Genomic DNA, 12,703 nt, shown 5'->3' on the forward strand with positions numbered 1-12,703 from the left:
CCAATACTTACTTATGGCTGTCCGTGTAGGGCAGCAGAGCCAGAAAACGGGCACGTTTGATGGCGGTAGCCAGCTGACGCTGATACTTGGCCTTAGTGCCAGTGATACGGCTTGGTACGATTTTTCCGGTTTCGGAAACGTATTGTTTCAGGGTGTCCAGATCCTTGTAATCGATCTCCTGGGCACCTTCCGCGCTGAAGCGGCAAAACTTGCGACGACGGTTAAAACGAGCCATTGCTTATTCCTCCTCTTCCGTTGCTTCATCAGCAGACGCTTTAGTTTCTTCGTCTGTTTCTGACTTAGTATCTGCTTTCTCAGTGACGCCTTCGCTGTCAGACGGACGAGGCTCGCGGCGCTCGGAACGGCTTTCAGACTTTTCGGCTTTCATGATGGGCGATTCGGCAGTAATCGCTTCGTCGCAGCTAAACACTGCGCTGCGAATAACTGCATCGTTATAACGGAAGTTAGAATTCAGCTCGTCCAGAACGTCCTGACCACACTCAATGTTCATCAGAACATAGTGAGCCTTGTGAATTTTGTTGATGGGATAGGCCAGCTGGCGACGACCCCAGTCTTCAAGACGGTGGACTTTGCCATTGCCGGTATTAATTGTACCGGTATAGCGTTCAATCATCCCGGGGACCTGTTCGCTCTGATCCGGGTGAACCATAAAAACGATTTCGTAGTGACGCATTGTGCCTCCTTACGGGTAAGTAGCTGCCCGCCCCATGCGGTGCAGCAAGGAGTGTCTTGGCCCAAGTAGGCCAAGGGCGGGCATTCTACGGGGATGAAACTGTAATTTCAAGGAAAATTCAGGCACTTATAGACTAGGAGTGCGAAGTCTGAGCAGTTATGATTTCAGCCTTCACGCACGTTTATGGAAAGGAGTTATCGATGAAAAAGTTTACCCTGTTGCTGGCCGCCATTTTCTCACTGTCTTTGGCTGGTTGCGCCAAGGTTGGCAGTGAAGCCTGGTGCAATGACATGAAGGAAAAACCCAAGGGTGAGTGGACTGCCAACGAAGCCGCCGACTTCACCAAGCACTGTATTTTCTAAGGTGAACTTCCCTCGCTTTGACCTGCAGCCAGCTCTTCCAGGGGCTGGCTGCCGCGGGCCACGGCTGCAGCACGCCAGAATCCAGCCACGTTGCTCTGCCAGTGGGGCAGGATACAAGTAATCACCAGCTGCTCGAAAGCCACCCAAAGATAAAAAAGCAACACCCCGCGCAGGAACAGGGAGCTATCCCAAATCACCGCCACGAAATAAGCCGGTGCCAACAAAATGGCTACCAGCTTTGCACTCCAGGTATGGTAACTCGGCAGACACCGGAATCGGGCCAGGCACACCAGGAGAGGCACCAGCCAGGCGCTGAATGCGGCCACCAGATAACCGGCTTCTCGGACAAAAACCTCCGGCCACAATACTTTCAATCCCATCAACATGGCAGCATAGGTACTCAGATCTGCCCAGCTATCCAGGCGCGTCCCCAGCTCGGTAACCTGCCCTAAACGACGGGCCAGATAGCCATCGAGGCAATCGCTGAACAGTAAAAAAGCCAACACCCCCAGAAAGGGAATCACTTTCTGCTCCAGCGCCAGAAGGACCAAAACCGGCATCAACGCTACCCGGAGAGCGCTGATCACATTGGGTAAATTCAACACCAGGTTTCGGGTGGCCATCTGGTTGTTCTCCAGAACCCGCTGGGTAATTTGATGACGACGGCGGTTAATAGGGGTTTCTCCTCACTAAGGCACGGTCGTTAGTGTCGTTGGCGCACCGCTTCAAACAGGCAAATACCCGCAGCCACAGAGACATTCAGGCTACTGACCGCACCAGCCATCGGCAGTTTGACCAGCACATCACAGTGCTCCCGCGTCAGCCGCCGCAAGCCCTTTTCCTCAGCACCCATCACGATCGCCAGCGGCCCGTTCAGGTCCGCCTGATAAACCAGGCTGTCTGCCTCGCCAGCAGTGCCCACAATCCACAGACCCTTTTCCTGCAACTGCTTCAGGGTTCTCGACAGATTAGTGACGACAATCAGGGGGACTGTTTCAGCAGCACCGCTGGCCACTTTCTGCACGGTTGGCGTTAGGCTCACGGAATTGTCTTTAGGCACGATCACAGCTTGCACACCCGCTGCATCTGCAGATCTCAGGCAGGCCCCCAGGTTGTGGGGGTCGGTAACACCATCTAGCACAAGTAGGAAAGGCGGCACCTGAAGTTGCTCCAGCAACCCAAAAAGAAAGTGCTCGTCCTGAATGTCGCCACTTTCGCAGAATGCGGCAACGCCCTGGTGGCGGCCCTCGCCTTCAGTCAACTGATCCAGCTCTTTGCGACTCACACGTAGCACCTCAATGCTATGCATGTCCGCCAGATTTAACAGTTTCTGCAGACGCTGATCATCCCTCCCCTTCATGACTTTCAAGGCCCGCACCTTGTCTGCGGAGGTTTTCAATATTGCCTGCACCGCATGCATACCAAAAACCCACTGCCCCTGGGCCTGGGATTGCTCCTGTCCTGTTTTTGCCATTATTTAACTCGTCTTTAACCGGTGCCCCGGTTCTTTTTGCTTACCATCACTAGCGCTTTTTGGCGGTTGACTTGCGTCGCCTGGAACTGCTGGATTTCCCCGTTTTTTTAGGTCTCGGTTTACCTGGTTTGGATGCCGGTGTGCTCCCCGGGGGTTGACCGGAAGTGGCGCGTTTTTTTCCTCGGGGCTGACGGCGTGTTCTTTCCTGCTCATGTTCAACCGCCATCTCCAGAGCCTTGGGGGTCACCGTTACGCCTTTTCTGGATTTTCGGCGGTTCTCTTCCACTAGGTCAAAGTCGATCTTTCTTTCATCCAGGTCTACCCTGCTGACTCGCACCAGCAGTTTGTCACCCAGACCAAATACACGCTTGGTACGCTCGCCCACCAGTCGGTGGTGCGCTGCCTCATGATAGTAATAATCCTTCGGAAGGCCGGTGATATGTACCAGTCCCTCGATAAACAATTCCGTGAGCTGGACAAACAGGCCAAAACCGGTAACCGAAACCACGACGCCATTGTATTCCTCGCCAACCCGAGACAACAGATACTCACATTTCAACCAGTTGACCACGTCACGGGTAGCCTCATCGGCACGGCGCTCCGTCATGGAGCAATGTTCACCAGCACCTACCATCCAGGCTTCGTCATAGGGATAAATCTGAGCGGATTTGAGCAATGGGGCGCCGTCCACCTTTTTCACGTGGCTGGCTCGCCCTTTCTTGCGGATCAGGTAGCGGATTGCCCGGTGCACCAACAAGTCTGGGTAACGGCGTATCGGCGAGGTAAAGTGCGTGTAGGCCGGGTAGTTGAGGCCAAAGTGACCCTCGTTCTCCGGATCGTAAACCGCCTGATTCATGGTGCGCAGAATCACCGTCTGAATTACGCCCGCATCTGGGCGCCCCGCCACCTGTCGTAAAACCCTCTGAAAATCCTTGGGAGTTGGCTCATCGCCACCCGGCAAACCCAGCCCCAGCTCGCCCAGAAATTCTCTCAGGTCTGCCAGTTTTTCCTGGCGAGGCCCCTGGTGAACCCGGTATAACGCCGGCAGTTTGCTCTTTTGCAGAAGGCTGGCCGCGCACACATTGGCGCACAGCATACATTCCTCAATCAGGCGGTGAGCTTCTGTGCGTTCCGAGGGAATGATCTGCTGAATCTTGCGCTCAGCATCAAACAGAATGCGTGTTTCCCGGCTGTCAAAGTCGATGGCACCGCGAACCTCTCGGGATTGCAATAACATCAAATAAAGTTCATGCAGGTGGTCCACATGTGCCGTCAACGCGTGGAACTGTTTCCGAACACCGCTATCCCGATCGCCCCGCTGGGCGATCATGGCGGCAACCTGAGTATATGTCAGCCGCCCGTGGGAATGGATGATGGCCTCATAAAACTGGTACTTGGTGATATTGCCACCGTTATCCAGTGTCATATCACAGACCATGGTCAGACGGTCCACATTCGGGTTCAGCGAACACAGGCCATTGGACAGCTTTTCCGGCAACATCGGCACTACGTTCTGGGGGAAGTACACGGAATTACCCCGTTGATAACCCTCCCGATCAAGGGGACTACCCACCTGAACGTAATGGGACACATCAGCAATAGCCACCAGCAAACGCCACCCATTACGGCGCGGCTCACAGAAGACCGCATCATCAAAGTCCCGCGCATCTTCACCGTCAATGGTAACGAACGGCATCTGGCGCAAATCCACCCGGTACTGGCCATCTTCCGGCAACAGCGTCTCTGGAATGGCCTCAGCCTCGGCAATTACCTCGTCAGGCCATGCATTGGGTATACCGTAATTATGAATGGCAATATCAATTTCCATACCCGGCGCCAGGTGCTCTCCAAGCACCTGGACCACACGTCCTGCAGGCAGGTTGTTGCGGCTTGGGAAAGTGGTAATTTCAACCACCACAATCTGCCCGGGCTCAACCTCACTCCGCTGCTCCGTGGGGATCAGAATGTCCTGGGTCATGCGGGGGTTATCGGGGCGGACAAAATGAATGCCGCTTTCTACAAAATATCGACCAACCAGCGTGGTGGTGTGGTGCTCCACCACATCCACAATAGAACCTTCAGGGCGACCGCGACGGTCCCAGCCGGCAATTCTGACCAAGACCTCGTCGCCATCCATGACCCGTCGCATCTGGCGACTGGAGAGGAACAGATCATCGCCCCCGCTGGATGGAATCACAAAACCAAAACCCTCGGGGTGTCCAACGACCCGCCCCTTGATCAGGTTCATTTTGTCCAGAGAGCCATAAGCATGGCGGCGATTGCGCACTGTCTGGCCATCACGCTCCATGGCGATCAACCGGCGGCGCAGCGCCTCACGGGCATCCTCGTCCTGAATGCCGAATTCCGTGCATAGTTCTTCGTAAGTCAGAGGGCCGGTACTCTCATTGAGGAAGTCGAGAATATATTCACGGCTGGGGATGGGTCGGTCGTATTTGGCAGCCTCGCGCTCGGCATGAGGGTCATTACGAACATGTTTTTTCATTCAATCTCTCTAACAGGAGGAAACAGCTCAGGTTTATATATCATAACAGCAGATACCGGCACACAAGCCAATGATTTTCGTACCGACGAAGGCATGTAAGACAACGAAGATAACGGGATATTTTTACTGTCGATAATTGACAATCGCAGGAACGATCACTATAGTTCGCCACCTCTGAAAGAGCAGCAATTGCTCCTCGGAATGCCCAGGTGGTGAAATTGGTAGACACGCCAGCTTCAGGTGCTGGTCCTCGCAAGGGGGTGGAGGTTCAAGTCCTCTCCTGGGCACCATTCTCATATCTCATTGCTGACTCTCAGCAACACGAACTCCAACTACGGCCTATCATCGAACTTCAACCAAGCTGACCTCAAACTGTGACTTGAAGTTGTTTTGTTGCCTAACGCTTCAAGCAGGGGCGCGCGTATTTTGCGCGTCCTGCTGGCTTAACTTGTTAAGGGAGGCCAGCTCTAACTCTAACTCTAACTTTTGGTTTTGCAGTTTTATCGCCCGATCGTGCTCTGGTTGTATATATTTGTACCATCGTTCGAAGCCAACGATAGAAGCTAAAAAGCCAAGACCAAATAGACCTGAAAAGAACCACTTCGCGACATTTCGATTGGTTACTGTAATTTCAACTTCCCGGTTAAGGAGCTTCGCTCTTCTTTTCTTATCTTCGTCAGGTCTATTGCTAATATCCAAATCATATATTGCCGATGCATTTTTAAAAGCTACATCATTCGTTGCCTGATAGGTATAGATCAACAAAGTCAGTGAGCTAACCATTAGCACCAAGCCAAAAGTTGCTAGAAACTTATAGATGTTGTCTGTTGGAATAGGAATTTTGCTTTCCATAGGATTCCCTTAACAGTAAATTCAAAAGCCTAAGGCTTTATAACACTTTGGCCTTATAACACAGAAACATTCAAAGTCAGGACCAGGCTGAATGTCTTTAGTAGCAAGGAATTCAAGGGGTTTTACTAGGGAGTATACCGGGAACAAAACAAGCCACCTCCTGTGTTGAAAAACAAATCCTTTGACCCGCTGAATATATTTAATCCATTATAAAAATCAATGGATAAGCGTAATTTGGTCAATGTTATCGCGTAATATTTCCACTCACGATAAAAACCATCAAGAGGTTATAAACAAAGGCTTCAATTAATTTTTGTCTCCAGATATTAGCAATCTGATATTCCAACCAGCTGGCTATTATCGGTTCTTATTTCACACCTGTATTTGGGGTAGCAATGCCTTTCCATATTCAGCAAGGGCAGCAGGTTATCCCTTAACCTTTCTACAGATAAAAGGATGACATGGTGTGCACACTGCAAAAAAACACTTTATACAAACGGCCTTTTCTTAATACAAACTAAGAGACAGATAGAGAACCAACAACAACACGACCCAAATCACCACGCTACCTGTAGGCCAGGTTCGGGCAAGGATGCCTTGGGGACCATGATGCCGAGTGATGTAATCCACAACCCAGTCAAACAGGCTCTTTGCGGTGGCACGCACTGCTCCGTTAACGGCAATGACGGCACCAGTTACCCTCGCCAAGGCGGCGGGTGCCAGGCGGCGGTATGTCCACTCGGCATCCAGATTCACCGATGGCAGTTCCGGCGGGTACATATGTCTCATGTTAAGCCAGACAAAGGCCAGTGCCGAGAAACACAGCAACTGGGTCTGGGCCAGCACGTGAGTGGCGTCATAGGGGTTGTAGCCAGTGTCATAGGGCAGCAGCTGGTAGAGCACTTCCGGGAATACGCCAATGGTGATACACAGTGCCGCGGCAATGGTCATGGCCAGCAGCATGTTAGCCGGAGGCTCTGAGGTGCGAATACCGGAATCGTGGGCAAAAAATGCAAAATAGGGAATCTTGATACCGGCATGGTGGAACACCCCTGCGGAAGCAAACAGCAGCATCAACCAGATCCACGGGTAATCATTTTCCAGCGCTGCGCTCATCACCATAGATTTGCTGACAAAGCCGCTGAACAGCGGGAACGCGGAAATGGAGGCAGCACCGATAATACAGAGCACCGTGGTCTTCGGCATACTCTTGTAGAGCCCGCCCAGTTCCGACCCATTGATCCGCCCGGTCATGTGTAATACGGCCCCCATGGACATAAACAACAGTCCCTTAAAAATCACATCAGTAAAGGCGTGGGCCACCGCGCCGTTAATGGACAGCGCCGTGCCAATCCCCACACCCACCACCATGAAGCCGAGCTGGTTGATCAGGCTGTAGGCCAAAACCCGGCGAAGGTCGTTTTCAATCACTGCGTAGAAAATCGGGAAGCAGGTCATGGCCGCACCGATATAAACCAACAACTCGGTACCCGGATAACCCCTGGCCAGTGCATAAACGGCCACCTTGGTAGTGAAGGCACTGAGGAATACCGTCCCGGTGGGTGTTGACTCGGGGTAGGCATCCGTCAGCCAGTTATGGAAGAACGGGAATGCACATTTAATACCGAACGCCAAGAATATCAGCCAGCCATACACTCCCTGCAGGCCAATCTCGCCAAACGACAGGGATTCGGCCTGTCGGCTGTAGAGAATGATCCCCCCCAGCAACAACAGCCCGGACAGCACCTGGATAATCAGGTAGCGCATACCGGCACGATAGGAGCGCTCCGAACGGCGCGCCCAAACAAGGAATACCGAAGTTAATGCCAGCAGTTCCCAGAACACGAACAGGGTGAGTAGGTCACCGGCGAAAACTGCCCCCAGGGCACTGCCCGCATAAAACAGCGCCGCACCCTGCTGCATGCGGTCACGCACATGCAGAGAATAAATAATGGCAATCAGCGCGGCGATGTGAAACAGGTAACCAAACAGAATACTAAGCCGGTCCACCTGGTGAATGATAAGCTGAAAATCGAGGAAAGATATCTGCCAGTAACTCCCCGCCGGGGTCAGCCACAGGTTGACGGCACTGACCACCGGAATCAGCAGCATCAGTACGGCTCGCGGTGTGCCGTTCAGCAGTAGCGCCAGAGCCCCTGCAAGAAAGAAAAACAGAAAAGGAGGCAGCTCAATGGGCATCATCAGCCTGCCCTCCTCGCTTTAGTTCGCCCCGATCTGCGGCCTGTTCACGGCGTAGGTAGTAGTCCTCATCCCGCATCAGGAAGGTGCGCATCCACTTGGCTACCAGCACCAACAACACACAACCCACAAAGCCGTAAAGGGCGTAAAAGCCCCAAAGATTTTCCCAGGAATGGTAAATATGGCGGTGGATCACGAAGTCCAGCCCCAGCAGCAGAATACAGCAGGCAAACAGGGCGCGCAGGACAAGACGCACGTTACCGGGCTTGTCGAAAAAATGTTGTTTCTCGGACGTCACTGCTGCCCCCTATCCAATGCTTCGCGCCAGGTCATAAAGTGGCTGCGGGTAGAAAAACAACAGCAGGCACATCAGTGTGGTAATCATGATCGCCAGCAACGAAGTAAGCGGCGCCTCACGTATGCCTGCGGCCTCACCGGCACCAACACTGCCGGTACTATCGGTGGCAAAAAAGGCTTTCAGGGGAATCGGCAACAGGTAAGCGATATTCAATAGAGAACTGAGCATCAAGACGCCCATCAACAGCCATTGTCCCGCCTCAAGGGTTCCCAGAATCAGGTACCACTTACTCCAGGAACCTCCCGCCGGAGGTAAACCGATAATGCTCAGGCTGGCGATAAAAAAGGCCGCCATGGTCAGCGGCATGGCACGGCCAAGCCCACGCATGTCACTGATCTCAGATTTGTGACTGGCTACCAGGATGGCGCCAGCACAGAAAAACAGCGTAATTTTTCCAAAGGCGTGCATGGCGATATGCAGCGCACTACCCAGCAAACCCGCACTGGTGGCCAGCAGCACCCCAAGACTGATATAGCCGAGCTGACTGATGGTGGAATACGCCAGCCGCGCTTTGAGGTTGTTCTGTCTCATGGCCACGAGAGAGGCAGCCAACACCCCGAAGGCCACCAGGTACAGCAGCCATTCCGTCACAGCAAGCGTGCCTAGCGTATCGAGTCCAAAAATAAAAACGCCCACCTTCACCAGGGCAAAGACCCCGGCTTTGACCACAGCCACCGCATGCAACAAGGCGCTTACGGGGGTAGGTGCAACCATTGCTGCTGGCAACCAACGGTGGAATGGCATGACTGCGGCCTTGCCGATACCGAACACAAAGAGCACGAGCAACAGCGACAGCAATACGGGGGTGATATCGTCACCAAAAATGCCGCCCTCTTTAAATGTCAGTGTTCCGGCCACAACCCAGGTACCAATAATGGCGGGCAAAAAGCATACGATGGATGTCCCCAGCAATAGGCCGAGATACGTCCGCCCACCCCGCCGCGCCTTATCGGTACCCGCATGGGTAACCAATGGATAGGTGCTAAGGGTGAGGACTTCGTAAAAGATAAACAGCGTCAACAGATTGTCGGCCAAGGCAATCCCACCAACGGAAGCGATTGCAATGGCAAACAGTGCATAAAAACGTGTCTGATTCGACTCACCATGACCACGCATGTAGCCAATAGAATAGAGAACGGTCACCATCCAGAGGGAACTGGCAATCAGGCAAAATAATATGCCCAGAGGCTCCAGCCGGAAGGAGATAGTCAAACCCGGCAGCAGCTCCAGCAGAGTCCAGCCACTGCGATCACCCGCCATGACGGATTGGTATAGAGACCAAACAACCGCAAACAACAATGCCCCTGAAACCAGAGATATACCTTCCCGCAGGTTTGGGCGCAGACCGGTCAGGGCAACACCTGCTGCTGCCAGCAGCGGGATGACCAACACCGCCTGCATCAGACCAATCACCGAGAAGTTCACTGGCCAACCCCCAACAGGGCGCTTGCCACCGCACCGCTGGTACCTACGGTCAGGCGAGTATCAATACCCAGATAAATGTTCACAACCACCAGCAGCCAGGTTGGAATAAGCAATGCCAAGGGAGCCTCGCGACTGGCCACGGTGCCCTGCACCTCTGGCATGGGTTCATCGCCACTCGGGAAATAAGCGGTTTCAACCAGGCGCCAGACATACACGACAGCGAGAATAGAGCCAGCCAGAATCAGCAGCGCAATTGGCCACATGTCGGCTTCGATCGCCGCAAGCACCAGGTACCATTTGCTGACAAAGCCCACTGTCAGCGGCATGCCGATCAGACTCAGGCCGCCGATAACGATGGCGGCCATGGTCCAGGGCATCTGTCGCCCAAGCCCCCGGAAAGCAGAAATATCGGCGCTGCCCAGCCGGTAAACCACCGCCGCCAAGGCCATGAACAGGGCGCCTTTCATCAGTGCGTGGTTGAACAGGTGCAGCAGGGTGGCCTGTACGCCGACCGCCGTACCAAATCCGATGCCAACGATCATGTAGCCAATCTGCGCAATGCTCGAATAGGCAAACAGCCGTTTGATGTTGGTCTGGAATATCGCCACCAGTGATGCCACAAAAACACCGATCAGCCCCAAGGTGATAAGGATGTTGTGCAACGGCAGCACCGACGACACAAAGTGTTCGCCAAATACGGAGAAGTGCACCCGGATCAGCAGGTAAACAGCCACCTTGGTGGCCGTCGCTGCCAGGAATGCCGTCACCAGTGAAGGGGCATAGGCATAGGCATTGGGTAGCCACAGGTGCAGGGGGAACAACGCCAGCTTCAGACAGATCCCCACTACCAGGAAGGCAAACGCCGTGTATGCCGTGCGGACACTGTCCGTTTCAGGAATCCGTTGCGCCAGGTCCTGCATGTTCAGGGTGCCGGTCAGGCTATAGAGAAAACCGATACCGATCAGAATAAACGTCGCACCAATGGTACCGACGATCAGGTACTGGTACGACGCCCACAGGGCACGCCGATCCTGCCCGTGGGCAATCAATGCATAGGTTGCCAGTGAGGATATCTCCAGAAAGACAAACACATTAAAGATGTCTCCCGTGGCCACAATCCCCAACAGGCCTGCCAGACACAGTAGATAAATCACGTAGAAAACCGGCTGCCGCTCCTGGGGAATTTCCAGAGCAATGCCCTGCCCCATTGCCGCAATCACCAGCGTCGCTATACCACTAACAACCAGCAGCACGTAGGCTGCCAGCAGATCAATGCGGTATTCAATCCCCCAGGGAGCATCCCAGCCACCCAGGGCATACACCAAAGTGCCATGCTGGTTAACCTGATAGAGCAACAGGGCACTGATCACCAGGGAAATCGTGGTGGCCATCAGCGCGAAAAGCCAGGCGAGGCGCGCGCGGTCAAGCAATAGGCACGCGGGCGCCGCCAGCAACGGCACCACCACCTGTAGTACCGGCAAATGCGTCAGCACTGCAAGTCCCTCTTCTGTAGTTCTTCCTCTTCCACAGTGCCATAGGCATTGCGAATGCGGATCACCAACGCCAATGCCAGTGCCGTAGTGGAAATACCCACCACAATGGCCGTGAGGATCAACACATGGGGCAGTGGATTAGAGTAGACATCAATACCTGCGGACTGAATTGGTGCGGTTCCGCCCGCCACCTTGCCGACACTGATATAAAAAATGAATACCGACGTCTGAAAGAGATTGAGCCCGATCAGCTTCTTGATCAGGTTGCCCTGCACGATGACGATATAAAAACCGGTCATCATCAGCAGGATTACCACCCAGTAGTTATAGAGTTCCATCAACATGGGGGGGAATCCTCATCTGTCACGGTTATATTGGCAAAGGCGTAGAAAATCAGGATCATTGCCGCAGCTACGGTAATGCCCACGCCCAGCTCAATCACAATAATGCCCACATGACGTCCCGCCAGCGGGTCTGCCAGCAAATGGCTGTAATCGAGAAAATTGCCACCGCTCAGCAGGCTGACCACACCCACGCTGCCATAGAGCAACACGCCACAGGCCGCCAGTACCTGTAACAGCTCTGGCCGGATAATTTTCCGAGTGTTCGATAAGCCAAACAGCATGGCGTACAGAATGATGCCGGCAGCAAAGATCACACCGGCCTGGAAGCCACCTCCGGGCCCATACTCACCGTGGAATTGAACGTAGAGCGCAAATAGCAGAATAAGAGGAATCAGCATTTTACTGACCACCCTGAGTACCCGGTGTTCATGCATGGTCGCCTGCACAGTCTCGGTATTGCTGCTGGCAGCCGACAAAAGCCCCAGCACTCCCATGGCCGCTGTAAAGATCACCACCACCTCACCCAGCGTGTCATAGGCCCGGTAGTCTGCTAGAACAGACGTAACCATATTGGGAATACCAATCTCCGCAGGAGATGTTTCGATATAACGAACAGCCACATGCTGGTGAGCCGGAGCGTCGGCTGAACCAAATGCCGGCATATCGAGGGTGCCGAGTACCAGCATGGCTCCCGTGACAGAGACCAGAAGAAATGACAGAAGCGGCCTGCGACCGGCTGTCTGTTCATGGCGTCCAACCAGCGCCAGGGCCGTCAGCATCAGTAACGGGAAGACCCCTGCCCCGACTGCTGCCTCAGTAAAGGCCACGTCCACGGCATCCACTGCCACAAAAAAGCTGGCTGAGAGCAGCCCGTAGATGCCCGCCAGCATCACCACGGCAAACAGGTCACGCATCCGGGCAATCGCCAACGCAGTAATGGCCAGCAGGAACAGCAGCGCAATATCGAGTAACAGTTCTATGCCAACACTCCTCCTATTC

The 12,703-nt window shown here is 53.8% G+C and carries 13 protein-coding genes and 1 tRNA gene; 2 read left to right on the forward strand and 12 right to left on the reverse strand.

Going from position 1 to position 12,703, the window contains the following annotated elements; translation table 11 throughout:
- Positions 1-7: 7 nt before the first annotated feature.
- Complete coding sequence (gene rpsR, locus Q8A57_RS01615; RefSeq protein WP_305169176.1) at positions 8-235, reverse strand: 30S ribosomal protein S18; 228 nt, start codon at positions 233-235, stop codon at positions 8-10.
- 3 nt (positions 236-238) lie between these two features.
- The gene (gene rpsF, locus Q8A57_RS01620; RefSeq protein WP_305169177.1) at positions 239-694 is read right to left on the reverse strand and encodes a 30S ribosomal protein S6; all 456 of its coding nucleotides are present in this window, start codon (positions 692-694) and stop codon (positions 239-241) included.
- A 200-nt stretch (positions 695-894) separates the two neighbouring features.
- On the opposite strand from rpsF, the gene Q8A57_RS01625 reads away from it, so the two are divergent.
- Positions 895-1,056: a DUF3012 domain-containing protein gene (locus tag Q8A57_RS01625; RefSeq protein WP_305169178.1), complete on the forward strand. Its 162-nt coding sequence runs from the start codon at positions 895-897 to the stop codon at positions 1,054-1,056.
- On the opposite strand, the gene Q8A57_RS01630 is transcribed toward Q8A57_RS01625, so the two are convergent.
- The 3 genes from Q8A57_RS01630 to rnr form a co-directional block, all read right to left on the reverse strand.
- Positions 1,053-1,679, reverse strand: a complete 627-nt coding sequence (locus Q8A57_RS01630) for a CDP-alcohol phosphatidyltransferase family protein (RefSeq protein ID WP_305169179.1) — start codon at positions 1,677-1,679, stop codon at positions 1,053-1,055. The two genes, Q8A57_RS01625 and Q8A57_RS01630, sit on opposite strands and share 4 nt — an antisense overlap.
- Positions 1,680-1,759: 80 nt before the next feature.
- Positions 1,760-2,530, reverse strand: a complete 771-nt coding sequence (rlmB, locus tag Q8A57_RS01635; protein ID WP_305169180.1) for a 23S rRNA (guanosine(2251)-2'-O)-methyltransferase RlmB — start codon at positions 2,528-2,530, stop codon at positions 1,760-1,762.
- Positions 2,531-2,579: 49 nt separating this feature from the next.
- Positions 2,580-5,033 carry a ribonuclease R gene (gene rnr / locus Q8A57_RS01640; RefSeq protein ID WP_305169181.1) on the reverse strand — a complete coding sequence of 818 codons (2,454 nt, stop codon included), beginning with the start codon at positions 5,031-5,033 and terminating at the stop codon, positions 2,580-2,582.
- Positions 5,034-5,236: 203 nt separating this feature from the next.
- On the opposite strand from rnr, the gene Q8A57_RS01645 reads away from it, so the two are divergent.
- A tRNA-Leu gene (locus tag Q8A57_RS01645) sits at positions 5,237-5,323 on the forward strand.
- A 115-nt stretch (positions 5,324-5,438) separates the two neighbouring features.
- Here Q8A57_RS01645 and Q8A57_RS01650 read toward each other — a convergent pair.
- The 7 genes from Q8A57_RS01650 to Q8A57_RS01680 all read right to left on the reverse strand — a co-directional run bounded on the left by Q8A57_RS01650 (position 5,439) and on the right by Q8A57_RS01680 (position 12,684).
- A complete protein-coding gene (locus Q8A57_RS01650; RefSeq protein WP_305169182.1) occupies positions 5,439-5,885 on the reverse strand; it encodes a hypothetical protein in 447 nt (148 codons plus the stop codon).
- A gap of 507 nt (positions 5,886-6,392) precedes the next feature.
- Positions 6,393-8,087 carry a Na(+)/H(+) antiporter subunit D gene (locus Q8A57_RS01655; protein ID WP_305169183.1) on the reverse strand — a complete coding sequence of 565 codons (1,695 nt, stop codon included), beginning with the start codon at positions 8,085-8,087 and terminating at the stop codon, positions 6,393-6,395.
- Positions 8,074-8,382, reverse strand: coding sequence for a hypothetical protein (locus tag Q8A57_RS01660; protein ID WP_305169184.1), 309 nt, complete (start codon positions 8,380-8,382; stop codon positions 8,074-8,076). Before Q8A57_RS01660 ends, Q8A57_RS01655 begins: the two co-directional genes overlap by 14 nt.
- A gap of 9 nt (positions 8,383-8,391) precedes the next feature.
- Positions 8,392-9,867 carry a monovalent cation/H+ antiporter subunit D family protein gene (locus tag Q8A57_RS01665; protein ID WP_305169185.1) on the reverse strand — a complete coding sequence of 492 codons (1,476 nt, stop codon included), beginning with the start codon at positions 9,865-9,867 and terminating at the stop codon, positions 8,392-8,394.
- On the reverse strand, positions 9,864-11,360 hold the full coding sequence (locus Q8A57_RS01670) for a monovalent cation/H+ antiporter subunit D family protein (RefSeq protein ID WP_305169186.1): 1,497 nt from the start codon (positions 11,358-11,360) through the stop codon (positions 9,864-9,866). Before Q8A57_RS01670 ends, Q8A57_RS01665 begins: the two co-directional genes overlap by 4 nt.
- A complete protein-coding gene (locus Q8A57_RS01675) occupies positions 11,354-11,704 on the reverse strand; it encodes a cation:proton antiporter subunit C (RefSeq protein ID WP_305169187.1) in 351 nt (116 codons plus the stop codon). The genes Q8A57_RS01670 and Q8A57_RS01675 overlap by 7 nt, the downstream gene beginning before the upstream one ends.
- Entirely contained in the window at positions 11,698-12,684 is a 987-nt protein-coding gene (locus tag Q8A57_RS01680; RefSeq protein WP_305169710.1) for a Na(+)/H(+) antiporter subunit B, read from the reverse strand. The genes Q8A57_RS01675 and Q8A57_RS01680 overlap by 7 nt, the downstream gene beginning before the upstream one ends.
- Between the last annotated feature and the right edge of the window lie 19 nt (positions 12,685-12,703).

It is taken from the genome of Porticoccus litoralis, from assembly GCF_030676955.1.
Lineage (GTDB): Bacteria > Pseudomonadota > Gammaproteobacteria > Pseudomonadales > Porticoccaceae > Porticoccus > Porticoccus litoralis.